We start from the raw sequence: 23,073 nt of genomic DNA, 5'->3' as shown, positions 1-23,073 counted from the left end.
GCCCTGGTCGGCGGCGACACCACGCGCGGCCCGCTGAGCATGACCCTCACCGTATTCGGCAGGGTGCCGGCCGGCCAGGCGCTGACCCGCGCCGGTGCGCGCCCGGGCGACCTGCTCTGCGTCGGGGGCCCGCTCGGCGAGGCTGGAGCGGCGCTGGAACTGGTGCTGGAGCGAAGATCGGCGCCCGCCGAGGTGGCCGAACCGCTGCTGGCGCGCTACTGGACGCCGGCCCCGCAATTCGGTCTGGGCCTCGCCCTGCGCGGCAAGGCCAGCGCTGCCCTGGACATCTCCGACGGGCTGCTCGCCGACTGCGGGCATATCGCCCGCGCTTCCGGCGTCGCCCTGCTGGTCGAATGCCAGCGCTTGCAGGCAAGCGCCGCGTTGAGCGGCCTGCTCGCCGGCGAGGAAGCCTTGCGCCAGCAACTGGCCGCCGGCGACGACTACGTGCTGGCCTTCACCCTGCCGTCTGCGTACCTTGGCGAGATTCGCGCCGCGTGGCCGGCCATGGCCGTCATCGGCCGGGTCGAGGCGGGGCAGGGGGTGCACCTGCTCGACGCCGATGGAAGGGAACTCATACCGGCCGTGGCCGGCTACCAACATTTCGGAACCCAACGTGACTGAGCATCCTGATCAGGCGCCGGCGCAGCCGGTGCCGCCGTCGGTCTGGCGCAATCCCTGGCATTTCCTCGCCTTCGGCTTCGGCTCCGGCACCCTGCCCAAGGCGCCGGGCACCTGGGGGTCGCTGGTGGCCATCCCGTTCATCCCGCTGTGGCAGATGCTGCCGGACTGGGGCTACTGGCTGATGCTGGGAGTGACCATGCTGTTCGGCTTCTGGCTGTGCGGCAAGGTCGCCGACGACCTGCGCGTGCACGACCACGAAGGCATCGTCTGGGACGAGATGGTCGGCATGTGGATAACCCTCTGGCTGGTGCCGGAGGGCTGGTGGTGGCTGCTGATCGGCTTCATCGTGTTCCGCATCGTGGATATTCTCAAACCCTGGCCGATCAATTGGGTGGACCGCAACGTGCACGGCGGCGTCGGGATCATGCTCGACGACGTCCTGGCCGGGGTATTCGCCTGGCTGGTCATGCAGGGTCTAGTCTGGGGATGGGTACACTGGCTGGTCTGAGGCCTCCCATGCGTCTGCTCGTCCTGTTCTGCTGCCTGTGGCTGCTGCCCGGCGTCGCTTCCGCCGAACCCTCCGTGGGCGAGATCCGCGTGGTCAGCGAAACCTGGACGCGCTACACCCAGGAGGACGGTCGCGGGGTGGCCTGGGACCTGCTGCGGGCCGTCTACGAGCCGGCCGGGGTACGCCTGCGGATCGCCAACGAGCCCTATACCCGGGCGGTCGGCCTGGTCCTGCGCGGCGAGGCCGACGCCTGGGTCGGCGCCTACCGCGGGGAAATCGACGAAGCGCTTTACCCTCGCTGGCCCTATGACGTCGATCCGATCGCCGTGCTTTCCCTGAAGGACAATCCGCCGCCGCCGCTGGAGGGCCTGAGCCGGTTCCGCCTGTCATGGATGCGTGGCTACGCCTTCGCCCGCTATTTCCCTACCCTGACCCCGCACAGCGAGTTGCAGCGCCGCACCTCGGCGCTGCCGATGCTGCTCAACCACCGGGTCGACTATTTCATCGATTCGCGTCCGGAACTGGAGGAAATGCTCGCAGGGGCCGGAGCGCTGGCGGCTGAGTACCGCATCACCGACGTCACTCGCTTGCCGCTGTATCTTGGCTTCTCCGATTCCCCCAGGGGCCGTGAGCTGCTGGCGCTGTTCGACCGGCGCATGCGGCAGCTGCATGCCAGCGGCGAGCTGGAACGGATCTTCGCCCGCTGGAACTGGCCCTATGCGCCGTTGAAGGCAATCCTGCCACCCAAGGAGTGATCATGCTGCGGCTGTGCGTCGCCCTGTTTTCCAGCGTTCTCGCGTTGCCCTCGCTGGCCGCGCCCCAGGTCTTCGTGGTCGGCCTGTTCCCCGGCGCGGCGGTACTCAACGTCGACGGCCAGCGCAAGCTGGTCAGGGTCGGCCAGACCGGCCCACAGGGCGTCCAGGTGGTCAGCGCCGACAGTCGCAAGGCGGTGCTGCGGATCGACGGCGTCGAGCGCACCTACGAACTGAGCCGCGAATACAACGAGGCGGGCTATTCGGCGCCGCAGCGGCAAAGCTTCAGCATCGCTCGCGGCACCGGCGGGCACTATTGGGTGGCCGGTTCGGTGAACGGGCAGAACATGCAGTTCCTGGTGGATACCGGCGCCACCAGCATCGCCATGAACGAGAACGAGGCGCGCCGCCTGGGTATCGATTACCGGGTGGACGGCAAGCCGATGGTCGCCTCCACCGCCAGCGGCACCTCGCGCGGCTGGCGGGTGACCCTGGACCGGGTGAAGATCGGCGGTATCGAGTTGCTGGGCGTCGAGGCGGCGGTGATCGAGGGTGGCTATCCGACCGAAGCCCTGCTCGGCATGAGTTTCCTCAACCGGGTGCGCTGGCGCGAGGAACAGGGGATGCTGCTTATCGAGGCCAAGCATTGAATGTCGCTCGCTCATAACCCCGGGTTCTATTCATCGTCCATCTCGATAGGTATTTGCGGCATTTCGAGCTGACCGGGCGCCGGACGCTGCTGGTACAATGGCGGACTTCCGTTTCCCTAGGAGTTCCCCGGTGTCCGTCGTGTTCGTCGCCGCCTCCAAACTGCCGACTCCCTTCGGCGAATTCACCATGCATGGCTTCCTCGACGAGGAGAGCGGCAAGGAACATGTAGCCCTGAGCATGGGCGACATCGCCGATGGCGCGCCGGTGCTTGGCCGCCTGCATTCCGAATGCCTGACCGGCGACGCGCTGTTCAGCCTGCGCTGCGATTGCGGTTTCCAGTTGGAAGGCGCGCTTGCCGCCATCGCCGAGGAGGGCCGCGGCGTGCTCCTCTACCTGCGCCAGGAAGGTCGCGGCATCGGCCTGCTGAACAAGATCCGCGCCTACGAGCTGCAAGATGCCGGCGCCGATACCGTCGAGGCGAACCTGCAACTGGGTTTCGGCGCTGACCAGCGCGACTACGCCATGTGCCAGCCGATGCTCGCGCACCTGGGCGTTTCCTCCCTGCGCCTGATGACCAACAATCCGCGCAAGGTCAAGGCGCTGGAAAGCTACGCCATCACCGTGGCGGAGCGCGTGCCGCTGCAAAAGGGCCTGAACAAGCACAACAGGCGCTACCTGGCGACCAAGGCCGGCAAGCTCGGGCACATGCTCGGCAGCCTGCACCAGGGCGAGGCGGAAACCACGTGAGTCGCCAGCAAGCCCGCGGCGCGCTGGGACGTGCCTGGTGGTTGCAACTGGCGTTGGCGCTGTTGCCGCTGATCCTGGTCGAGTTCTTCCTCGGCGAACTGCAACCCCTTCCCCATGGCCTGGCGATGCCGCTGTTCATCGCCGCGCTGCTGTCGATGTTCGTCAACCTGCCGCTGTTCGGTGCCTACAAGCGTGGTCTCATCGCCACCCAGAAAGCGCTGGATACGGCGGAGGAAGCCGCCGCCTGGACCCGCCTGGCGCAGGTGCGCCGCAAGGCCCTGTTCGGCGCCAGCCTGCCGGCCTGGATCGGCGTGCCGGGTGTGTTCGCCGGGCTCAACGGCGTTGCGCTGATCCTGCTCGGGGTCACCAGCCTGGTGCTGTTCTGGCTCTACCGTATTCCGCGTCAACTCGGTTGATGCGCTCGTTCTGGCTGCTCGCCTGCCTGCTCCTCAGCCTTTCCGCCGGGGCGGCGCAGCGGGTGGTCAGCCTGGCGCCTTCGCTGACCGACAGCGTCCTCGAACTCGGCGCCGCGCGCCGCCTGGTCGGCGTGCTGGATGGTGGCGAGCGTCCGGCGGCGATTGGCGACCTGCCTTCCGTCGGCCGCTACGGCCAGGTCAATCTCGAACGCCTGCTGGAACTGCAGCCCGATCTGATCCTGGTCTGGCCCGGCAGCGTGCCCGAGGCGCAGTTGCAGCGTCTGCGGGACTTCGGCATCGCCCTCTTCATCGCCGAACCGCACAGCCTCGACGAACTGGCCCTGCAACTGGCTGCGCTGGGCGAGGCATTGGGCGAGGCCGAGGCCGGCCAGCGGCTGTCGACCAGGTTCCGCGAAGGCATGCGGCGCCTGGCCGAGCGCTACCGGCGGGACAAGCCGCTGAAGGTGTTCTACCAGGTCTGGGACCGGCCGCTGTACACCATTGGCGGACGCCAGGTGATCAGCGATGCGCTGCGCGTCTGCGGTGCCGAGAACCTGTTCGGCGACCTGCCGCAGCCGGCGCCGCAGGTCAGCGTCGAGGCGGTTCTGGCGCGGGACCCGGCGGTCATCGTCGCCGGCAGTCACGCCCAGCTCGAACTCTGGCGGCAATGGCCGGCGCTGGCGGCGACGCGGCGCGGACAGCTGTACCGGATCGAAGACAAGAACCTCGAGCGGCCGAGCTTCGCCATGCTGGCGGCGACCGAGAAACTCTGCCGCTCGCTCGCCGGGGCGCGCTGAACGCTTGCCGGTATCGCGCTGTACCGGCGGATAACGCCGGTGGCGTTATTCGCCCTACGGCAATTGGGGGGTAGGGCGAATAACCGCAACGCGGTTATCCGCCGTTGTCGCTGGGTTTGGCGCTACTGCCGGTCGAGACGCTGGCGTACCGCCTTTTCGATGCCCGCGGCATCCAGGCCGCATTCGGCGAGCATCTCGCTGGGCTTGGCGTGTTCGACGTAGTAGTCGGGCAGGCCCAGTTGCAGCAGCGGGACTTCGAGGCCCTCGCTGGCGAGGAACTCGCCGACCGCCGAGCCGGCGCCGCCCATCACGGCGTTTTCCTCGATGGTCACCAGCAGTTCGTGGCTGCCCGCCAATTCGCGTACCAGGGCTTCGTCGAGGGGTTTGACGAAACGCATGTCGACGACTGTGGAGTCGAGGCTTTCGGCGACCTTCATCGCCTCCGCCAACTGCACGCCGAAGACCAGCAGTGCGACCCTGCCGCCGCGCCGACGGACCACGCCCTTGCCGATCTCCACCGGTTGCAGGTCCGGATCGATCGGATGGTTGGGGCCGCTGCCGCGTGGATAGCGCACCGCGGCCGGGCCATCGAACAGATAGCCGGTGGTGAGCAGCTTGCGCAGCTCGTCCTCGTCGCTGGGGGTCATCACCAGCATGCCGGGGATGCAGCGCAGGTAGGAGATGTCGAAGCTGCCGGCGTGGGTCGGGCCGTCCTCGCCGACCAGGCCGGCGCGGTCGATGGCGAACAGCACGTCGAGGTGCTGCACGGCGACGTCATGGATCAACTGGTCGTAGGCGCGCTGGAGGAAGGTCGAGTAGATCGCCACCACCGGCTTCATGCCCTCGCAGGCCATGCCGGCGGCCAGGGTCACGGCATGCTGTTCGGCGATGGCGACGTCGAAGTAGCGTTCCGGGTAGCGTTCGCTGAAGGCCACCAGGTCGGAACCTTCCTTCATCGCCGGGGTGATGCCGAGCAGGCGCGCGTCCTGGGCGGCCATGTCGCACAGCCACTGGCCGAAGACGCTGGAATACTTGGGTCCGCCGGTCTTCTTCGGCGCACTGCCGGGAGCTTCCAGCTTGGTGATCGCGTGGTAGCCGATCGGATCCAGTTCGGCCGGGGCGAAGCCCTTGCCTTTCTTGGTCACCACATGGAGGAACTGCGGGCCCTTCATGTCGCGCATGTTGCGCAGGGTAGCCACCAGGGTCGGCAGGTCGTGGCCGTCGATCGGGCCGATGTAGTTCCAGCCGAGCTCCTCGAACAGGGTGCCGGGGACCAGCATGCCCTTGGCGTATTCCTCGGTGCGCCGGGCGATCTCCCAGGCCCCGGGCAGGCGCGAGAGCACCTTCTTGCTGCCCTCGCGCATGCTGCTATAGGTGCGGCTGGAGAGGATCTTCGCCAGGTAGTTGGAGAGCCCGCCGACGTTGTGCGAGATCGACATGTCGTTGTCGTTGAGGATCACCAGCATGTCGGCGTCGACTTCCGAGGCGTGGTTGAGTGCCTCGAAGGCCATGCCGGCGGTCAGCGCACCGTCGCCGATCACGGCGACCGACTTGCGCTCCTTGCCTTGCAGGCGGGCGGCGATGGCCATGCCCAGGGCGGCGCTGATGGAGGTGCTGGAGTGGCCGACGCCGAAGGTGTCGTACTCGCTCTCTGCGCGGCGCGGGAAGGCCGCCAGACCGTTCTTCTGGCGCAGGGTGCCCATCAGCTCGCGGCGTTCGGTGAGGATCTTGTGCGGATAGGCCTGGTGGCCGACGTCCCAGACCAGGCGGTCGTCCGGAGTGTCGAAGACGTAATGCAGGGCGATGGTCAGCTCGACCACGCCGAGGCCGGCGCCGAAATGACCGCCGGTCTGGCCGACGGTATACAGCAGGTACTGGCGCAGCTCGTCGGCCAGGGTTTCCAGGTCCGCCTCGCCCAGCCGGCGCAGTTCGGCCGGCGAAGAGGCGCGGTCGAGCAGGGGCGTGGCGGGGCGCTCGCGGGGAATCTCATGGAGCGTCTTGGGCATCAGGCTGTCGTTATGCAATCCGGAGAGGCCAGCAGTTTACCTGATGCACCGGCCGCGCCCAAGCAAGGGAGCCCCTACCTTTGCCGGGGACTTCCGACGACCCGTCGGTCAGTTGCGTCGCTCGACGATGTAGCGGGCCAGTTGGCGCAGCGGGTCGGCGCTCGGCGGAAAACCGTCGAGGGCGGCCAGGGCCTGGTCGCGCAGCTCCAGGGCATAGCCTTTGGCGGCCTCCAGGCCGAGCAGGGCGGGATAGGTCGGCTTGTTGTGCGCCTGGTCCTTGCCCTGGGTCTTGCCGAGGGTGGCGGTGTCGCTTTCCACGTCGAGGATGTCGTCCTGCACCTGGAAGGCCAGGCCGATCGCCTCGGCGTAGCGCTCCAGGGCGGCCAGCGCGGCGGGCTCGGCGCGACCGCTGGCGAGGGCGCCGAGGCGCACGCTGGCTTCGATCAGCGCGCCGGTCTTGTGCCGGTGCATGACTTCCAGGGCCGCCTGGTCGAGGGCCACGCCGACCGAGCCGAGGTCGATCGCCTGGCCGCCGACCATGCCGGCGGAGCCTGCGGCGCGCGCCAGGCGGGTGAGCATTTCCAGACAGACGGCATGTTCCTGCGGATTGCGCCGGGTGTCGGCGAGCACTTCGAAGGCCAGCGCCTGCAAGCCGTCGGCGGCGAGGATCGCGGTGGCCTCGTCGAAGGCCCGGTGGGTGGTCGGCTGGCCACGGCGCAGGTCGTCGTCGTCCATTGCCGGCAGGTCGTCGTGGACCAGCGAGTAGGCATGGATCAGCTCCACCGCGCAGGCCGCGGCGTCGGCGCGCTGCGGCGCACCGCCGAGGGCCTCGCAGGCGGCGTAGGCGAGCAGCGGGCGAACCCGCTTGCCACCGTTCATCACGCTGTAGCGCATGGCCTCGTAGAGGCGTTGCAGTTCTTCGCGGGGAGCGACGAACAGGGCGTCCAGGGCGGCATCGACGCGCGCCTGGCAGCGCGCCTGGTAGGCCGCGATCATGCCTCGTCGCCTTCCGCATCGAACGGCGCTTCGCTGAGCTCGCCGTCGCGTTCGAGGAGGATCTGTACCTTCTGTTCGGCCTGGCTCAGCGACGTCTGGCATTCGCGGGTCAGGCGGATGCCCTGCTCGAAGGCGCCCAGCGACTCTTCCAGCGACAGCTCGCCGCTTTCCAGGCGTTCCACCAGGGTTTGCAGCTCGGTGAGGGACTGTTCGAAATCGAGGGTTTTCTTGCGGGCCATCGGGGGAGTCTCGGCGAGGTGTACAAAACCCCGCGACACTAGCAGAGGGGCGGGGGCCGGGCAAATCGGCGGAAGGTCGCTACGACCGATCGGGACGACCATGGCGGCGGCCTTGGCTAAGGTGGAGAGAGGTCCAGCGAGGAGGAGCCGACAGGCGATGCGCATCCAGGAGGTCCGGGAACGCAGTATTCCCCTTTCCCGTTACGCCGGCGTGGCGGCTGCCACCGGTGGTTTGAGCACCAGCCTGGTGGCGGTGCTCACCGATGCCGTGCGTGACGGTCGGCGTGTGGTCGGCTACGGCCACGCCTCGGTAGGGCGCTACGCCCAGGGCGGGCTGATCCGCGAGCGTTTCGCCCCGCGCCTGCTGGGGGCTCCGGCGGACAGCCTGGCGAGCGACGACGGCAGTGGCATCGATCCGTTGCGTGCCTGGGACCTGATGATGCGCGACGAGAAGCCCGGCGGCCACGGCGAACGCTGCGTCGCGGTGGGCGCCCTGGACATGGCCCTGTGGGATGCCGCGGCCAAGGCCGCCGGCCTGCCGCTGCATCGCTTCCTGGCGCGACGCCTGGGGCTGGCGGAAGACTATCCGCAGCGCGTACCGGTCTACGCCGGCGGCGGCTACCCCTATCCGCACGACGACCTGGGACGCCTGGAGGAGGAGCTGCGGCGCTTCGTCGATCTCGGCTACACCCACGCCAAGATCAAGATCGGCGCGGCCGGGCTGGACCAGGACCGGCGCCGTATCGACAGGGCGCTGCGGGTTCTCGGCGACGCTTCGCGGCTGGCGGTCGACGCGATGAACCGCTACGACGCGGGGGGCGCCGTCGACGCAGCGAAAGCCCTGGCGCCGCTGGGGTTGTGGTGGTTCGAGGACATCTGCGACCCCCACGATTTCCCTACCCAGGCCGAAGTGGCGGATATCTATCCGGGGCCCATCGGTGCCGGCGAGGCCTTGTTCTCCCTGGCCGAGGCTCGCCTGCTGGACCTCTACGGCGGCTTGCGGCGGGAGCGCGACGTGCTGGTCTTCGACCCCGTGCATTGCTATGGCCTGCCGGGCTACCTGGCGATACTCGACTACCTGTGCGCCCGGGGTTGGCCGCGCGCGGCCTTCCGCCCGCACGCCGGCTACCTGTTCAGCCTGCACTTGGTGGCGGCCCTGCGCCTGGGCTGGGCCGAGGCTACGCCGTCGGCTTTCCGGCCATTCGACGATTTCGCCGGTGCCCTGCCGTTTTCCTCGGGACTGGCGGGGTTGCCACAATCGCCTGGTATCGGCTTCGAGCGCCAGGCGACACTTGCCGGGCTGTTCCGCAAGCTTCTGGAGGTCTAGCGAACGGCGGTTGGCTGGGGTTGTGCGGAGGCATTAAAAAAGCCGGCTTGTGGCCGGCTTTTCTGGGGTGGGGTTGGCTTACTTCTGATAAGCCGCGCCTGCCTTAGGAATTCTGCATCGACGAGCCGAGGGCTCGTGAAGGAGGCGCTACTCTAGCAAACTCGGCCGGTCCTGCCCAGCATCCCGCGGGGCTCTATTTCGCCGGCTGCGAGCGGCGCCTGGCGAGAGCGCTCAGCACTTGGGCGACGAGGGCTTGGCCGGCTTGCTTTTCTTCACCGGCGATGCCTTGGGTAGCTGGGGCGCGGGAGCGGTATCCGGACTCAGACCCTCCACGCGGTAGCGCCAACCCTTGATGGCTGAGACCTGCCCGTCGGCGAAGCCCTTGCTGTCGGTCAGTTGCAACCAGTACTGGCGCTCCAGTTCCAGAAGCTGGCCCTGCAGCGTGCCGCCGGCGAAACTCTTGAGCGTGAAGGTCAGCAGCGGTTTTTGCCGCGAGGCCTTGGCCGGCGCGACCTCCAGCAGCCTGAGCGCAGCGAACAGGCGTGCGGCCTGCTCGGCTTCCGCCTCGCCCATCAACTGTGGCCTGGATGGGAACTGTCGCAGGCGGATGCCATCGTCCTTTTCGCTGGCTCGGGAAATGTTCAGCCGTACACCGTTGCCATAGGACAGGGTCAGCTCGCGCAACTGTTCGAATGGCAGGTCGGTCAACCGAGGGTCGAGCAGGGCCAGGTCGTTGACCGGCAGGCCGACCGTTCGGTCGATCAGCCAGGCCCGCTCATCGTCGGCCTGCCTGACCAACTGCCCGCCCTGCGAGGTGCGCTTGCCCAGCAACAGAACCAGCGGCGGCGCGTCGCCGCGCTCCAGGGTGATCCGGCTGGCCTGGCCCTTGCCCTGGTCGGAGAGTCCCATGCGCTCGCGGTTTTCCGGCGAGGCGCTCTTTTCCTCCAGCAGGCGCGCGTCGGCCAGGCTGCGCAACAGCTGCCGGATGGTTTCCCCCGAGGCGGGATAGCCGTCCTTGCTGGCGAGCGTCCAGTCCTTGCCATCGCGCCTGGCACGGATCGTCGGTTGGCCGGGGGTGGCGATGCACAGCGCGGTCACCTGGTGCGGTTTCAGCCCTGGCAGCCAGGCGCGGCTCGCAGGCGGTTGCGCGGGTGGTTGCTGCCGTTCGTGGAGCCAGCCCAAGGTTCCGGCGAACAGCGCCAGGGCGAGAGCGAGTCCCGCTATGCTACCCAGGCGCATGTCAGCCCCTCCTCCGGCGCATGCTGCGCCAGCTCCAATGCAGCAGGAGGAGCAGGGTGAGGAGCGCCGGCAGCAGGACCGTATTGGCCAGTTTCACCTGTTCCGCCAGGCGCTCGACATCGGCATTCAGTTGGAACTGCAATTGACGCAGTTGCTGGCGGATGCGCAATTTGTCATCGATGAAGCGGCGCAGCGTCGCTTCCATTTCCGGAGTCACCTCCTGGCCGCCGTCGTCCATCGATTGCTGCAGGGCCCGCAGGTTCTTGTCGGTATCGTTGAGGCTCTGCTGCAGCGCGTTGAGCTGTTCCTGGGCGCGCATCCCGGCCTCGCGGCGGAGCGCTTCCACGCGGGTGAACGGGCGCTTCGTATGGCCTCGCGAGCGTAGGTCGATCAGCGCGTCCGAACCGGAGAGGTAGTCGAGGGCATTGCCGACGAACAGGTCGTTGTCCGCCCATACCTGCGGCTCGTTGTGGCCGGGCTGTTCCTGGAGCCAGAGCGGATTGCTCAGCAGGTCCGTATCGGCGACCAACAGCACATGGATGTTCGCGCTGTCGCTCAGGCCTTCGCCTTGCTTCCCGCGGTCCGCAGGGAAGGCACTCGTCGCCGGCCCCTCGACCTTGGCGGCCAGCACGTAGCGTTCCCCGGTCGGGACCAGGGTGGCGTTGAGCTGCTCCGTCGAGGATTGGCGGAAGCGTTCCAGCGACAGCGGCATGCTGTGCGCCGAGCTGTGCAGCAACGGAATGAAGCGCGTCGAGGCTCCGCCGAGAGGTTCGAGCAGGCCGACGCTGGCGAGGTTGAGGCTTTCCAGGCCGGTGGTCAGCACGTTGTCGTGGGGGAACGTGTCGCCGGGGAGGTGTAGCCAGGTCGGATTGCGCTCCGGGCGACGTTCGGCGTTGGGCTTGATCATGGCGAACGAGGCATCCGCCAGCAGGGTATCCGGCCGCAACTGGACGCCCCAGGAGCGCAGCAACGGGGCCAGGTCGGAGCTTTTCCCGCCGTCTGCATCGGCGAGACTCAGAGGGTCGACGAAGGCCAGCAGCTTGCCGCCGCGCAGGACGAACTGGTCGATGGCGTATTGGGTCTGTTCGGACAATTGCTTGGGGTGCACCAGCATCAACACCGAGACTTCGGCGGGGATTTCCGTCGAAGCGAGCCCCAGGGTGCGGATGTCGAACTGTTGGTAGAGCTTGTCCATCATCGCCCAGGGCCTGCTGCCCGGCTGCCCGTCGGTGGGCGCCTGCCCGGTCATCGGCAGCGAGCTCATCAGGCCGACTACCGTGCGTTCCCGCTGTGCGAGTGCCTGGACCAGGCGGCTGAGATCGTATTCCAGAAGCGGCTCTTCTTCCGGCGAGAAGAACGGGATCACCTGGAGGCCGTCGGTCGGGTTGGTGGCCGCCAGGCCAAAGTAGATGGCTTCGCCATTCGGGCCGATGGGCGGCGCCTGCAGGCCGAAGCGCGCGGCACGGTCCTCGTCGTCGGAGAATGGCAGGGGATCGATCACGAACAATCGGACATTGCCATGGCTCCGCCGTGCATAGAGGTCCAGCACTTCCTCGACGCGGCGGGCGTAGTTGCGCAGGGCGGGTAGGTCACTGGCGCGGCTTTTCGAAAAGAACAGGTAGAGGTTGAGCGGTTCGTCGAGGCTGTCGAGGACTTCCTGGGTGCCGGCGCTGAAGGTGTAGAGCTTCTGCTGGGTGAGGTCGAACTGCTGGTCGCGCAGCAGCAGGCTGGACAGCAGGTTGAAAGCGAGGAACAGCAGGCCGACCAGCAGCAGGCCGACGCCCGAGTACAGGGTTCGTTTCATGGGTGTTTCCTACGCCGCCTTTTTCAGGTCGATGATGATGGTGGTGGCGACCAGCCAGGCGACGATCAGGCTGAAGAAGTAGGCCAGGTCGCGGACGTCGAGCACGCCCCGGCCGAGCGCCTCGAAACGGACCAGCACGCTCAGCGAGGCAATGCCGTCCAGCAACCATTGCGGAAGCCAGCCGGAGAGCGCCTGTTGCACGTGGGGAGTGCCGGCGCCGACGAACAGCAGGCAGACGAGAACGGTCAGGGCAAAGGCGATGATCTGATTCTTCGCCAGCGCCGACATGCAGGATCCGATGGCCAGGTAGCCGCCGGACAGCAGCCAGCCGGCCAGGTAGCCGGCGATGATCGCGCCGTTGTCGGGCGAGCCGAGGTAGTTCACCGTCAGCGGCATCGGGAAGGTCAGCAGCAACGCCAGCCCGGCGCAGAACCAGGCCGCCAGGAACTTGCCGGTGACCAGGGTGGCGCGGGAGACGGGCAGGGTCATCAGCATCTCGATGGAGCCGGACTTGCGCTCCTCGGCCCACAGGCGCATGGCCAGCGCGGGGATCAGCAGGAGGTAGAGCCAGGGCAGGCTGGAAAAGAACGGCGCCAGGTCGGCCTGGCCGCGCTCGAAGAAGTCGCCCAGGTAGAAGGTGGCCACGCCGGAGAGGACGAGGAAGATCAGGGTGAACACATAGGCGAGCGGCGTGGCGAAATAGCTGCCCAGCTCGCGTCTGAAAATGGTGCCGATGGCGGTCATGCGGGGGTTTCTCGGGTCAGTTGGCGGAACACTTCTTCCAGTTGGCCGTGTTCGGTACGCAACCCGGATACCCGCCAGCCGTTGCCGTGGATCAGGCGGTTGAGCGCGGGAAGGATCTGCGCGCCGGGGCGGGCCAGGATGGTCAGGGTGCCGGCCCGGTCGGGGCGTCCTTCGATACCGGCGACGCCGGGGAGCATGGCGATGGCCAGCGGGTCTACCGGTGCTTCGATGCTGAGGCTGACGGCATGGTGGTAGCGGCTGCGGGTCCTGAGTTCGCCCGGGGTGTTGTCGGCCAGCAGGCGGCCGCCGTTGATCACCAGGGCGCGGCTGCACATGAACGAGACTTCCTCAAGGATGTGCGTGGAAATCACCACGATCTTGCTTTCCGAGAGGTTCTTCACCAGTTGCCGGACCTGGTGCTTCTGGTTCGGGTCGAGGCCGTCGGTGGGCTCGTCGAGCAGGAGCAGCTCGGGATCGTGGAGGATCGCCTGGGCCAGCGCGACGCGACGCTTGAAGCCCTTGGACAGGGTTTCGATGATGCTCCTGCGCTCATCCCGCAGCTCCATGCAGTCCATGGCGCTGTCGATGCGCCGACGTTTTTCCCGTCCGCTGTAGTCGCGGATGGACGCGACGAAGGCGAGAAAGCCCTCGACCGTCATTTCTCCGTAGCTGGGAGCGTTCTCCGGCAGGTAGCCGATCAGCTTCTGCGCCTGGCGCGCCTTGTCCTGCATGTCGAAGCCGAAGATGCGTACGCTGCCGGCGCTCGGCGCGAGGAAGCCGGAAAGCATCTTCAGGGTGGTCGACTTGCCCGCTCCGTTTGGGCCGAGGAGTCCGACGATCTCTCCCCGGTCGATGCGGAAGCTCAAGTCGTTTACCACCGTCCGGCCGGAAAAGCGTTTGCTCAGTCTGTCTATGTCGATCATGGTTTCACTGGAAGTTGAGCCGTTTGCTGTTATGCGTAGGGGATCGCATGAGCGCGGTAGATTACCGGGAGTTATTGGCTGGTTTTTCCAGTGGGATCTTTTTGAGATTAGTTACTTATATTGTTGGGAAACTTCCTACGAACTATCGTTAAAAGATGGAAGTTATCGAGACTTCCAGGGCAGCCCTGGAGCTGGCGCAGCGCCTTGGTTCCGCTGCGGGAACGCGGCCATGTCGCGCTCGCTGGTGCCTATGTTGGGGACGCGTCGATTCCCCCTGCGGAGTTTCACGAGGGAAGGCAGTTGCCGTTTCGATAGACGGGAAGCGGAATAGCCCGGCCGCCTGGATATTCCGGACTTCGAGACCAATGCAAGTTGGAGGAAGACCCGACTTCCGCCAGTACCGGTTATTCCTCGCCTTTCAGCAGCGGAAGGCGAATCTCGAAAGTGGTGCCCTGGCCAACCTGGCTCTGGCAGCCGATCCTGCCGCCGTGCCGGTCGATCACCGTCTTGACCATGGCCAGCCCCAGGCCCAGGCCGGCGCTGCCCTCGGCGGAAGCGAAGCGCTGGTACTGGCTGAACAGGCGCGGTAGTTCAGCGGCCGCGATACCTTTGCCCTGGTCGACGATCCGGCAGCTCAGCCAGTCGCCTTCGAGGCGGATGCTCAGGCTGACGACGGTCCCCGCCGGGCTGTACTTGACCGCATTCTCCAGCAGGTTGAACAACGCGCGCGTGAGCAGGCCGGGGTCGGCCCAGACCATCGGTTCCTGCTCGTCGTCCCAGTCGCGCCGCAGGTCGATGTCTTTCTGCTGCGCGAGGGGCCAGAGTTGGTCGGCGGCGTCCATCGCCAACATGGTGAACATGCACGCTTCGAAGCGGTAGGCGTCGGATTCGGCCTTGGCCAGTTGCACGAAGGCGTCGGTCAGGCCCAGGGCGCGACGGACCTGCTGCTCTATCTGTCGGTAGACCTGCTGGCCGGCTTCGTCCTCGGCGGGGCGGACGTCGAGCAGGGCGAGGATCGCCGAGTGCGGCGCGCGCAGGTCGTGGGAGAGGAAGCGCAGGAGGGTGGCGCGCTGGCGCTCGGCATCGCGTTCGGCGCTCAGGTCGATCAGGCTCACCAGCCAGCCGATGGCGGTTTCGCTTTCGACCGGCAGCAGGCGCGCCAGGTCGAGGCGCAGGTCGCGTTCCCGATGGTCGCGGAACTCGATGGCTTCCAGGGTTTCCAGCGTTGGGCGGGCGCCGCCGGCGAGGCTCGGATGGCCGAGTTCGGCCAGGCACTGGCGCAGTTCGGCGCCGCGCAGCTCGCCGCCGAACAGGTCGCGTGCCTTGCGGTTGGCCAGCAGGATCTGCCCCTGCGGGTCGCAGATCAGGGTCGCCACCGGCAGGCCTTCCAGGCCGTCGGCCATGAACCGCCGGCTGTCGCGGGTGCGGCTGACCGCCTGCTCCAGGGCGGCGATGCGGTTCTGCAATGGATCGTTGCCGGCGCGCGGGGGGCTGGCCCGCTCGGGCAGCACCTTGGGCTCGCGGTCGAGGCGCGCCAGTTCCCAGCCGAAGTAGGCGAGCACCGCGTTCAGCCGGCGCCAGCTCCAGATCAGGTAGGCCAGCAGCAGGCCGACCAGGCTGGCCAGCGGCGACCACCACCAGCCGTTGAGCAGCAGCGCCCAGGAAAGACCCAGGGCCAGGGCCGCGCAGGCCAGGGTGAGGAGCAAGGCGTGGCGCGAGCGGAACAGCATCAGGCCGAGCAGCAGCGCTACGCTGGCGGCGGAGAGCAGGGCGGCGAGCCAGGGTTGCAGGTCGACGGCGGTGCGCTGCTGCAACAGGCCGTTGAGGATGTTGGCCTGGATCTCCACCCCCGGCGTGGTGCCGAGGCTGGCCGACAGGGGGGTGACATAGCGGTCGCCGAGGCCCGGCGCGGTGGCGCCGACCAGGACCAGGCGGTCGCGCAGCAGGCTGTCCGGCACCTCGCCGCGCAACACGCTGACGTAGGGCACGCTGGGGAAGCCCGCGTCGGCACCGATGAAGGGAATGCGGATGGCGTGGTCACGCTGCCAGCCGGGCAGGTTGCGCATGTCGTCGAGGCCGGGCATGGGCATGGCGCCGGCATCGGCGAATGCTTGCCAGGCGAGCAGCGGGCGCGGCTGGCCGAGCGGTCCTTCGCGCAGGTAGACGCTGCGCACCGTGCCGTCGCTGTCCGCTTCGACGTTGATATGCCCGATGCCGGCGGCGCAGCCGGCCAGCGGCGCGGTCGGCGGTATCTCCCGTGGCGGTTCGCCGTAGCGCGGCACGCTTTCGCGCAGCAGTGGCAGGAGGACGTTGCCGGCCCGGCACAGCGATCTTGCCAACTGGCGGTCGCTGTCCGGATTGGAGGAGGGTTCGCTGAAGATCACGTCGAGCAGTACGCTGCGTGCGCCGGCGGCGGCCAGGCGATCCAGCAGCTCGGCGTGGACGCTGCGCGGCCAGGGCCAGCGACCGAGGCTTTCCAGGCTACGGTCGTCGATGGCGACGACGAGGATGCGCGGATCGACGGCCAGCGGGGCGAGGTTGCGCAGGCGGTCGTAGAGCAGGTTGTTCAGCGGCAGGCCGCTGCTCAGCGAAAGCACGGCGGTGAGCGGAAGGAGCAGCAGGCTGACCAGCAGCCATTCGCGCACCAGGCCGCGGAACAGCCGCTGCGCCTGGCTGGGCTCGTCCTGGCGGTCGAGCGCTTTCATCGGCGAGGCCCCGGCGCCCTATCGGGCACTGCCGCCTCGCGGGTAGTAGAGAATGTCGTAGACGCTGGTCTCGCCCTCCAGGCCGTCGTTGTCGAAGGCCGAGAGACGGACGTGGTAGAAGGCCGCCTTGAGTCCGCTGAAACTGACTTCCGGGGTGCTCGAGAAACGCTCCTGCTGGATGCGCAGGAAGTCCGGATCGCTGGCTACCTGGGCACGGTAGCGCTTGGCGCCGTGCAGCGGGGCAAGATAGAGCTTCCAAACCGGCGACTCGCCGTGCTCGCCGCCCTGGCCGCGCAATTGCGGGGCGGGTAGCAGGTCCACCGGCGTCAGCTTGCCCTGCGGCTTGACCTTCAGGCCGCGGCGGGCGTCGACCAGCACGTCCTCGTCCGGCTCGGCCTGCGCCGCCTTGCGGGCCGGGCGCCTGCCGTTGAGCGGCAGGTCGTCGCTGGTCAGCTCGCGGTTCACCGCGACGCGCCCGTCGAGCACTTCGGTCAGCGCCTGGCCGTCTTCGGTGCGGGCGCGGAAGTGGGTACCGCGCACGCCCAGTACGCCCACCGGGGTCAGCACCTGGAAGCGGTCGTGATCGCTCTTTCTCTTCAGGACATAGGACTCGACCTGCCCCGCGCGCAGGGCGATCTGCGGAATGCCGGTGTCCTCGTCGAGGTGCAAGGTGACTTCCGAACTGGAGGGCAGGACGATGCGGCTGCCGTCGCCGAGCAGCAGGCTGACGAAGGCGGTCGGAGAGGTCTTGACGCCTTCCAGTTCGTCGATGTCCATGCCTTCTTCCAGGGGTGTCTGGTTGCCCTTGGCGTCGAGCTTCCAGGCGTCGCCGGCGAGATAGAGCACGCTGGCGGGGAGCGGCTGGGGCAGGCACGTTTCGCCCTGCTCGATGAACGGTGGCCGTTTCGTCTTGGCCGGCGCGGCCGCGACGGAGCCGGCGAGCAGCGTCAACAGTCCGCCCAGCGCCAGGGCGGCGCAAGCCGGAAAGAGGGATCGGGAAGTAAGGGCGAGGGCTGTCATAGGCTTCACTGGGCGGCGGGTCAGGTATCGCTGGCGGTCCGGTCAGGCTGCAATCTGCCTGATCGGGCGCCGGTTTCGCAATCCTTGCAACGACATCGGGAGCCCGCAGGCTCCCTTGTCGTTTCCTCGGCCGCAGCGCCTGGCGGTTGGGCCAGGCGCTTCGGTTCAGTCGTTCTTGTCGCCGATCAGGCGATAGGCCAGGGCGCCGAGTACCGCACCGAGAATCGGCGCGACCCAGAACAGCCACAGCTGGGAAACCGCCCAGTCGCCGACGTACAGGGCGACCGCGGTGCTGCGCGCCGGGTTCACCGAGGTGTTGGTGACCGGGATGCTGATCAGGTGGATCAGGGTCAGGGTCAGGCCGATGGCGATCGGCGCGAAGCCCTGCGGCGCGCGCTTGGAGGTGGCGCCGAGGATGATCAGCAGGAACATGCCGGTAAGTACCACTTCGCTGACCAGCGCGGCTTGCAACGAGTAGCCGCCCGGCGAGTGTTCGCCGTAGCCGTTGGAGGCGAAGCCGGCGGCCAGGTCGAAGCCGGCCTTGCCGCTGGCGATCAGGTACAGCACGCCGCCGGCGGCGAGGCCACCGAGGACCTGGGCGACGACATAGGGCAGCAGTTGGCTGGCCGGGAAGCGCCCGCCGACCCACAGGCCTACCGATACCGCGGGGTTCAGGTGGGCGCCGGAGATCGGGCCGATGGCATAGGCCATGGTCAGCACGCTGAGGCCGAACGCCAGGGCCACGCCGAGGTAGCCGATTCCCAGCTCCGGTACGCCGGCGGCGAGCACTGCGCTGCCGCAGCCGCCCAATACCAGCCAGAAGGTGCCGAAGAACTCTGCTCCGTATTGCTTCATGATGAGGTCCTTTTCAGATCCAGGATGGGACGCGGATCGAGGCGTCCGGATAGCGGGAGGGGATGATTCGAACAAGGAAGGGGAGATGACACATCCGTGTGTCGAAGCCAGCCCTGGGGGGATTGGCTCGGTTGCCTGGGGCGATCGTCCGTCACCGACCCCTGACTGTGGTTCGAGTGGTCTCGTCCCACGGCCCGCCGGAGCGGGTTTACACATCCCTGTGTCGGAGCAATCCATTTGCTCCTTGGCCTACTCAGCGGTTGGAAATCTACCAAGCGCGATTTGTCTGCTGTGAGATTTGCCATATTTCTTCAGATTCTTCCGCGCTATTTCAGATTCGTCGCGTTCAAAACACCCAGCGCAACTCGTCACGCACGCTGACGGCGCCGGACAGGCCGACGTTCCACATCTCGGCCCTGGCGCGGGCCGGGCCCTCGAGGCCGAGCGGAGTGGCGAAGGACGGGCTGGCGGTGCCCTGGCTGAACGATGGGGCCTGGACCGGACCGGCCGGATGGCTCACCGATTCCAGGCCGAGGACCAGGGCAAGGCAGGAAAACTTGCCGAGGGCCTGCAGGTTGATGTCACGCAAACGTTGGCTAACTGGCCGGAAACCCATGGCTACGACTCCTTGATAGGTCAGGCTGGCGCTGGCTCACGGGCTCTTCGTCCCGCTTAATGGCTATTTGGAATCAGGCTATCAAGGGCTGGTCGCGACCAGAGAGATTCGTCACAATTCTTCAGATTTGTACGTAATTCGCCGTTCCTGGAGCGAAAAAGGGGCGTTAGCCCGATTGAACAGGACCAGCTTTTATGCGTGTCGCGATACTGGACGACGAGTCGGCCGAACTGGACCGGGTCGAGCAGACCTTGCAGCAGATACCCGCGCAGGGCGAACAGGCCTGGACGGTGCACCGTTTCGCCCGTGGCGAGGACCTGCTCAAGCAGCTCAAGCGGGAAACCTTCGACCTGCTGATCCTCGACTGGCAGTTGCCGGACCTCAGCGGCCTGCAATTGCTGCGCTGGAGCCGTGAGCACCTGGATGCGCCGCCGCCGGCGATCATGCTGACCAGCCGTGACGCCGAACAGGACATCGTGCAGGCGTTGAACAGCGGCGCCGACGACTATGTCAGCAAGCCGTTCCGACCCAACGAACTGAAGGCGCGGGTAGCCGCCGTGCTGCGTCGCCACGGGGGAACGCGTCCCGCGCAGCATGAGGTGCAGACTTTCAACGACCTCAGCTTCGACGATGCCGAGCTGACCGTGACCCGGGCCGGCGCGCCGATCAGCCTGACCGAGCGCGAATACCGCCTGGCCCGCTGCCTGTTCGCCAACCTGGGACGGCCGTTATCGCGGGAATATCTCTACGAGCGCTTCTGGCCCCACGAGGAAGTGTTGTCCTCGCGGCCGCTGGATACCCACATCTATCGCCTGCGCAACAAGCTTGGCCTGACCGCCGAGCGCGGTTGGCAGTTGCTGACCATCTACGGCTACGGATATCGGTTGGAGAGCGTGGCGACGGTCGACTGAGCGGAGCGGGGTGGCGAGACCGACCTTGGCGGTCGGCGAGGGAGAATGAAAAAGCCCCGCGGCTGCGGGGCTTCTTTTCGGCGAGGCGCGCTTACTTCTGGAACGCGGCCACGGCCTTGGTGATCTCGGCGCGGGCGGCGTCGGCGTTGCCCCAGCCTTCGACCTTGACCCACTTGCCTTTCTCGAGATCCTTGTAGTTCTCGAAGAAGTGCTTGATCTGCTCCAGCAGCAGGGCCGGCAGGTCGGTGTATTCCTTCACGTCCTTGTACAGGACGCTCAGCTTGTCGTGCGGCACGGCGATCAGCTTGGCGTCGCCGCCTGCCTCGTCGGTCATGTGCAGGACGCCAACCGGGCGCGCGCGGATCACCGAACCGGGAGCGACCGGATAGGGGGTCACCACCAGCACGTCCAGCGGGTCGCCGTCGTCGGCCAGGGTGTTCGGGATGAAGCCGTAGTTGGCCGGGTAGAACATCGGGGTGGCCATGAAACGGTCGACGAACAGGCAGTCGGTGTCCTTGTCGATCTCGTACTTGATCGGCGCATGGTTGGCCGGAATCTCGATAGCGACGTAGATGTCGTTCGGCAGGTCCTTGCCGGCCGGGATCTTGCTGTAGCTCATGGGTGACTCCAGAGGTTTCTGGCCAAAAAAGAGGCCGCGATTATAGGCATATTCGGTTGTCGATGCCATGTACCGGCATTCAGCCGTTAGTCGTGTCGCCCGCCGCCTCGCGGTAGTCCGGATGCTCGGCCTGCAGGCGGCGCAGGCGTTGCAGTGGGTCCTGGCGGTAGAACAACTGGAGCTGCCGGTATACCGCCGGATAGGCCTCGTGGAGGAGATCCGGAGCGGTGAAGAAATACTCGCTGGTAACGGCGAAGAACTCCGCCGGATCTTCCGCCGCATAGGGATCGATGGCGGTCTGCGCGTCGGGATCGCGGTCGAGCAGGGCGTTCATCTCGTCGTAGGCGGCCTGCATGGCGCTCGCCCAGTCGCCGATGCGCATGCCGGCGTGCAGCGGCGGCAGGCCGTTGGCGTCGCCGTTGAGCATGTCCAGCTTGTGCGCCAGTTCGTGGATCACCAGGTTGTAGGCATCCCAGCCACCCCCGCCGACGACGCCGGGCCAGGCCAGGACCACCGGCCCTTGCAGGGAGGTCTCGCCGCTGCGTTCGTCGTCGAACTCATGGACTACGCCGCTGGCGTCGCGGTGTTTCTGCGGGCTGACGAAATCGTCGGGATACAGCACCAGCTCGTGGAAGCCCTGGTACCAGTTCAGCTCCGGCAGGTGCAACAGCGGCAGTTGCGCCTGCGCCGCCAGCAGCAGGCGGCCGAAGTCGTCGAGATCGACGCCGGCGAGTGCGGTCAGGTGCTTGTCGGCGAGAAACAGCACGGCCCGCTCGCGCAGGCGGCGGTCCTCGTCGGCGTCCAGGCCGTCGAGGATCGGCAGGTGCCGGCGTACCCGCTGCCAGAGCTCTTCGGCCACCGGGTGGCGCGCCAGCAGGCGCCGGCGCCGCCAGGCGCGGAACGACCACATGCTCAGTCGCTCTGGGCCTTGGCCTGTTTGGCGGCGCTCGCCTGCAGGCGATGGCGAATGAAGCCGAGGATCATCGGCAGCAGCGACAGCAGGATGATGCCGATCACCAGCAGCGACAGGTTCTTCTTGATGAACGGCACGTTGCCGAAGAAGTAGCCCAGGGTCACCAGGCCGCCGACCCAGGCCACGGTGCCGACCACGCTGAACATGACGAAGCGCGGATAGTGCATCTTCGCCATGCCGGCGACGAAGGGCGCGAAGGTCCGCACGATGGGCAGGAAGCGCGCCAGGGTCACGGTCTTGCCGCCGTGGCGTTCGTAGAACTCATGGGTGCGGTCGAGGTAGTCGCGGCGGAATACCTTCGAGTCCGGGTTGCTGAACAGCCGCTTGCCGAGGGTCCGGCCGATCACGTAGTTGGTGCTGTCGCCGGTGATCGCCGCGACCATCAGCAGCCCGCCGAGCAGCCATGGGTCCATGCCGCCGGTGGCGCAGATGGCGCCGGCGATGAACAGCAGCGAGTCGCCGGGGAGGAACGGAGTCACCACCAGGCCGGTTTCACAGAAGATCACCAGGAACAGGATGGCGTAGATCCAGACGCCATAGTTGCTGACCAGCATGGCCAGATAGGTATCCAGGTGGAGAATCAGATCGATTGGGTTGAAGTCCATTGAGCAACCTGCGGAGACAACGCGTTGAGCGGCAGAGGGCCGCCATTATAGGGGGGCGTCCGGATGGGTGGGGGGCTGTTTGTCGCGATCCCGGCAAAACCACTGATTGCAGGATGTTTCGGTAATTTTTCCGAAATTGGTCGGCATAAAGTCTGCAAGAACAGGAGAAATTTCTAGCAGGGAAGGGCGTGCGATGACACTCCAGCCTTTTGCCCAGCCACCGCTCAGTCTCGCCCTGGGCGCCGGGCGCGACTTGCCGGGGCAGGCCGCGCGGGTTCGCGCCGAATGGCTCGCGCCTCGCCCCGGACGGGCTCCGGCGTTTCTCCTGGCGCTGCTCTGGGGACGCGGTTGCGCCAACGTGGTGCAGGCCATCGAAGGCCATCTCGACGCACTGTTCGCCGACTACGCCTGTACCCCCGAGGGTTGGCCGGAAGCGCAGGCGGCGCGGCAGGTCCTGGCTTCGCTGAACATGCAGCTGTATCGCCGGCGCCGCGAAGGCGAGCCGGGCGTGCTCGAGCTGGCGGCGGGGTTGCTGCTGGTCCATGCCGGGGGCGTGCACTTTCTCCAGTGCGGCGCCGTCGGCCTGCTGCGTTATCGCCAGGGCAGCCTGCAGCGCATGGGAGGGAGCGGCCAGCCGCTGGGTAGCAGCGCGGAGCTGGCGCTGGTCCAGCACAACCTGACCCAGGTGGCCGGCGAGCCCTTGGTGCTGGCGCCCAATCCAGCAGGCTGCGCATCGGCCAGCGCGGCGGAGCGAACAACTGGAAGGCATGACGACGCAACCGGGGCGACGACAATACTCGCGGCAGGCTCTCCGCACGGCAGCGCCGCAGTGCCCATTCGCGCTGCCAGAACGCTTCGTCGGCATCGGCCGCCGCGAGCAGCAGCAACGCCTCGCGTCCTTGCTCGTCGCAGGCGCGGAACAGCCGCCCGGGCGGGCCGAACGCGCAAGCAGCCTGCAAGGTCCAGCCATCCACGCAGTCGCCGGGGCACGCCGCGCCC

The 23,073-nt window shown here is 67.3% G+C and carries 22 protein-coding genes and 2 pseudogenes; 10 read left to right on the top strand and 14 right to left on the bottom strand.

What is annotated here, in order from left to right; translation table 11 throughout:
- The 7 genes and pseudogenes from FFS27_RS09525 to FFS27_RS09495 all read left to right on the top strand — a co-directional run.
- Positions 1-621, top strand: a pseudogene (locus FFS27_RS09525) (AIR synthase-related protein); the annotation flags it as partial.
- Positions 614-1,129 carry a phosphatidylglycerophosphatase A family protein gene (locus tag FFS27_RS09520; RefSeq protein ID WP_021265273.1) on the top strand — a complete coding sequence of 172 codons (516 nt, stop codon included), beginning with the start codon at positions 614-616 and terminating at the stop codon, positions 1,127-1,129. The pseudogene FFS27_RS09525 and the gene FFS27_RS09520, both read left to right, overlap by 8 nt.
- Before the next feature lie 8 nt (positions 1,130-1,137).
- Positions 1,138-1,884: a substrate-binding periplasmic protein gene (locus FFS27_RS09515; protein ID WP_003093303.1), complete on the top strand. Its 747-nt coding sequence runs from the start codon at positions 1,138-1,140 to the stop codon at positions 1,882-1,884.
- Positions 1,885-1,886: 2 nt separating this feature from the next.
- Entirely contained in the window at positions 1,887-2,531 is a 645-nt protein-coding gene (locus FFS27_RS09510; protein WP_003110509.1) for a TIGR02281 family clan AA aspartic protease, read from the top strand.
- Positions 2,532-2,661: 130 nt separating this feature from the next.
- Positions 2,662-3,279: a GTP cyclohydrolase II gene (gene ribA / locus FFS27_RS09505; protein WP_021265272.1), complete on the top strand. Its 618-nt coding sequence runs from the start codon at positions 2,662-2,664 to the stop codon at positions 3,277-3,279.
- On the top strand, positions 3,276-3,695 hold the full coding sequence (locus tag FFS27_RS09500) for a hypothetical protein (RefSeq protein ID WP_003102818.1): 420 nt from the start codon (positions 3,276-3,278) through the stop codon (positions 3,693-3,695). The genes ribA and FFS27_RS09500 overlap by 4 nt, the downstream gene beginning before the upstream one ends.
- On the top strand, positions 3,695-4,492 hold the full coding sequence (locus tag FFS27_RS09495; protein ID WP_003132405.1) for a cobalamin-binding protein: 798 nt from the start codon (positions 3,695-3,697) through the stop codon (positions 4,490-4,492). Before FFS27_RS09500 ends, FFS27_RS09495 begins: the two co-directional genes overlap by 1 nt.
- Positions 4,493-4,614: 122 nt before the next feature.
- On the opposite strand, the gene dxs is transcribed toward FFS27_RS09495, so the two are convergent.
- The 3 genes from dxs to FFS27_RS09480 form a co-directional block, all read right to left on the bottom strand.
- Positions 4,615-6,498 (bottom strand): 1-deoxy-D-xylulose-5-phosphate synthase, encoded by a 1,884-nt coding sequence (gene dxs / locus FFS27_RS09490; RefSeq protein WP_021265271.1) that lies wholly within the window; start codon positions 6,496-6,498, stop codon positions 4,615-4,617.
- 108 nt (positions 6,499-6,606) lie between these two features.
- The gene (ispA, locus tag FFS27_RS09485) at positions 6,607-7,494 is read right to left on the bottom strand and encodes a (2E,6E)-farnesyl diphosphate synthase (protein WP_003132406.1); all 888 of its coding nucleotides are present in this window, start codon (positions 7,492-7,494) and stop codon (positions 6,607-6,609) included.
- Positions 7,491-7,733, bottom strand: coding sequence for an exodeoxyribonuclease VII small subunit (locus FFS27_RS09480; RefSeq protein ID WP_003093283.1), 243 nt, complete (start codon positions 7,731-7,733; stop codon positions 7,491-7,493). Before FFS27_RS09480 ends, ispA begins: the two co-directional genes overlap by 4 nt.
- Positions 7,734-7,890: 157 nt before the next feature.
- On the opposite strand from FFS27_RS09480, the gene FFS27_RS09475 reads away from it, so the two are divergent.
- On the top strand, positions 7,891-9,060 hold the full coding sequence (locus FFS27_RS09475; protein ID WP_003132407.1) for a mandelate racemase/muconate lactonizing enzyme family protein: 1,170 nt from the start codon (positions 7,891-7,893) through the stop codon (positions 9,058-9,060).
- Positions 9,061-9,291: 231 nt separating this feature from the next.
- On the opposite strand, the gene FFS27_RS09470 is transcribed toward FFS27_RS09475, so the two are convergent.
- The 8 genes from FFS27_RS09470 to mucE form a co-directional block, all read right to left on the bottom strand.
- Positions 9,292-10,299 carry a DUF4340 domain-containing protein gene (locus FFS27_RS09470; RefSeq protein WP_003093271.1) on the bottom strand — a complete coding sequence of 336 codons (1,008 nt, stop codon included), beginning with the start codon at positions 10,297-10,299 and terminating at the stop codon, positions 9,292-9,294.
- Between the two features lies 1 nt (position 10,300).
- On the bottom strand, positions 10,301-12,103 hold the full coding sequence (locus FFS27_RS09465) for a GldG family protein (protein ID WP_019485999.1): 1,803 nt from the start codon (positions 12,101-12,103) through the stop codon (positions 10,301-10,303).
- A 9-nt stretch (positions 12,104-12,112) separates the two neighbouring features.
- A complete protein-coding gene (locus FFS27_RS09460) occupies positions 12,113-12,847 on the bottom strand; it encodes an ABC transporter permease (RefSeq protein WP_003110515.1) in 735 nt (244 codons plus the stop codon).
- A complete protein-coding gene (locus tag FFS27_RS09455) occupies positions 12,844-13,770 on the bottom strand; it encodes an ABC transporter ATP-binding protein (protein ID WP_021265270.1) in 927 nt (308 codons plus the stop codon). Before FFS27_RS09455 ends, FFS27_RS09460 begins: the two co-directional genes overlap by 4 nt.
- Before the next feature lie 404 nt (positions 13,771-14,174).
- Positions 14,175-16,475: a CHASE2 domain-containing protein gene (locus FFS27_RS09450; protein ID WP_023099213.1), complete on the bottom strand. Its 2,301-nt coding sequence runs from the start codon at positions 16,473-16,475 to the stop codon at positions 14,175-14,177.
- 18 nt (positions 16,476-16,493) lie between these two features.
- On the bottom strand, positions 16,494-17,495 hold the full coding sequence (locus tag FFS27_RS09445; protein ID WP_003110517.1) for a FecR family protein: 1,002 nt from the start codon (positions 17,493-17,495) through the stop codon (positions 16,494-16,496).
- Positions 17,496-17,660: 165 nt separating this feature from the next.
- A complete protein-coding gene (gene aqpZ, locus FFS27_RS09440) occupies positions 17,661-18,350 on the bottom strand; it encodes an aquaporin Z (protein ID WP_003102790.1) in 690 nt (229 codons plus the stop codon).
- 346 nt (positions 18,351-18,696) lie between these two features.
- Positions 18,697-18,966: a mucoid induction factor MucE gene (gene mucE, locus FFS27_RS09435; protein WP_003110519.1), complete on the bottom strand. Its 270-nt coding sequence runs from the start codon at positions 18,964-18,966 to the stop codon at positions 18,697-18,699.
- 194 nt (positions 18,967-19,160) lie between these two features.
- On the opposite strand from mucE, the gene FFS27_RS09430 reads away from it, so the two are divergent.
- Positions 19,161-19,877, top strand: coding sequence for a response regulator transcription factor (locus FFS27_RS09430; protein WP_003093250.1), 717 nt, complete (start codon positions 19,161-19,163; stop codon positions 19,875-19,877).
- Positions 19,878-19,968: 91 nt separating this feature from the next.
- On the opposite strand, the gene ppa is transcribed toward FFS27_RS09430, so the two are convergent.
- From ppa to FFS27_RS09415, 3 genes are all read right to left on the bottom strand, one after another.
- A complete protein-coding gene (gene ppa / locus FFS27_RS09425) occupies positions 19,969-20,496 on the bottom strand; it encodes an inorganic diphosphatase (RefSeq protein WP_003093248.1) in 528 nt (175 codons plus the stop codon).
- Positions 20,497-20,575: 79 nt separating this feature from the next.
- On the bottom strand, positions 20,576-21,406 hold the full coding sequence (locus FFS27_RS09420) for a zinc-dependent peptidase (RefSeq protein WP_003093244.1): 831 nt from the start codon (positions 21,404-21,406) through the stop codon (positions 20,576-20,578).
- 2 nt (positions 21,407-21,408) lie between these two features.
- Positions 21,409-22,074, bottom strand: a complete 666-nt coding sequence (locus tag FFS27_RS09415) for a DedA family protein (RefSeq protein WP_003093241.1) — start codon at positions 22,072-22,074, stop codon at positions 21,409-21,411.
- Positions 22,075-22,267: 193 nt separating this feature from the next.
- On the opposite strand from FFS27_RS09415, the pseudogene FFS27_RS33560 reads away from it, so the two are divergent.
- Positions 22,268-23,073 (top strand): annotated as a pseudogene (locus tag FFS27_RS33560) (protein kinase); the annotation flags it as partial.

It is taken from the genome of Pseudomonas sp. 2VD (assembly GCF_005503585.1).
GTDB lineage: Bacteria > Pseudomonadota > Gammaproteobacteria > Pseudomonadales > Pseudomonadaceae > Pseudomonas > Pseudomonas aeruginosa.
Note: the sequence above shows the minus strand (reverse complement) of the source record. Positions and strands in the feature narration are given on the sequence as shown.

Coding starts and splice junctions, on each gene's coding strand:
- FFS27_RS09480 (WP_003093283.1), bottom strand. CDS start 7,733: ATGGCCCGCAAGAAAACCCTCGATTTCGAACAGTCCCTCACCGAGCTG.
- ppa (WP_003093248.1), bottom strand. CDS start 20,496: ATGAGCTACAGCAAGATCCCGGCCGGCAAGGACCTGCCGAACGACATC.
- FFS27_RS09495 (WP_003132405.1), top strand. CDS start 3,695: ATGCGCTCGTTCTGGCTGCTCGCCTGCCTGCTCCTCAGCCTTTCCGCC.
- FFS27_RS09415 (WP_003093241.1), bottom strand. CDS start 22,074: ATGGACTTCAACCCAATCGATCTGATTCTCCACCTGGATACCTATCTG.
- mucE (WP_003110519.1), bottom strand. CDS start 18,966: ATGGGTTTCCGGCCAGTTAGCCAACGTTTGCGTGACATCAACCTGCAG.
- FFS27_RS09455 (WP_021265270.1), bottom strand. CDS start 13,770: ATGATCGACATAGACAGACTGAGCAAACGCTTTTCCGGCCGGACGGTG.
- FFS27_RS09515 (WP_003093303.1), top strand. CDS start 1,138: ATGCGTCTGCTCGTCCTGTTCTGCTGCCTGTGGCTGCTGCCCGGCGTC.
- FFS27_RS09510 (WP_003110509.1), top strand. CDS start 1,887: ATGCTGCGGCTGTGCGTCGCCCTGTTTTCCAGCGTTCTCGCGTTGCCC.
- FFS27_RS09445 (WP_003110517.1), bottom strand. CDS start 17,495: ATGACAGCCCTCGCCCTTACTTCCCGATCCCTCTTTCCGGCTTGCGCC.
- dxs (WP_021265271.1), bottom strand. CDS start 6,498: ATGCCCAAGACGCTCCATGAGATTCCCCGCGAGCGCCCCGCCACGCCC.
- FFS27_RS09470 (WP_003093271.1), bottom strand. CDS start 10,299: ATGCGCCTGGGTAGCATAGCGGGACTCGCTCTCGCCCTGGCGCTGTTC.
- ispA (WP_003132406.1), bottom strand. CDS start 7,494: ATGATCGCGGCCTACCAGGCGCGCTGCCAGGCGCGCGTCGATGCCGCC.
- FFS27_RS09430 (WP_003093250.1), top strand. CDS start 19,161: ATGCGTGTCGCGATACTGGACGACGAGTCGGCCGAACTGGACCGGGTC.
- FFS27_RS09450 (WP_023099213.1), bottom strand. CDS start 16,475: ATGAAAGCGCTCGACCGCCAGGACGAGCCCAGCCAGGCGCAGCGGCTG.
- FFS27_RS09460 (WP_003110515.1), bottom strand. CDS start 12,847: ATGACCGCCATCGGCACCATTTTCAGACGCGAGCTGGGCAGCTATTTC.
- FFS27_RS09475 (WP_003132407.1), top strand. CDS start 7,891: ATGCGCATCCAGGAGGTCCGGGAACGCAGTATTCCCCTTTCCCGTTAC.
- aqpZ (WP_003102790.1), bottom strand. CDS start 18,350: ATGAAGCAATACGGAGCAGAGTTCTTCGGCACCTTCTGGCTGGTATTG.
- FFS27_RS09465 (WP_019485999.1), bottom strand. CDS start 12,103: ATGAAACGAACCCTGTACTCGGGCGTCGGCCTGCTGCTGGTCGGCCTG.
- FFS27_RS09420 (WP_003093244.1), bottom strand. CDS start 21,406: ATGTGGTCGTTCCGCGCCTGGCGGCGCCGGCGCCTGCTGGCGCGCCAC.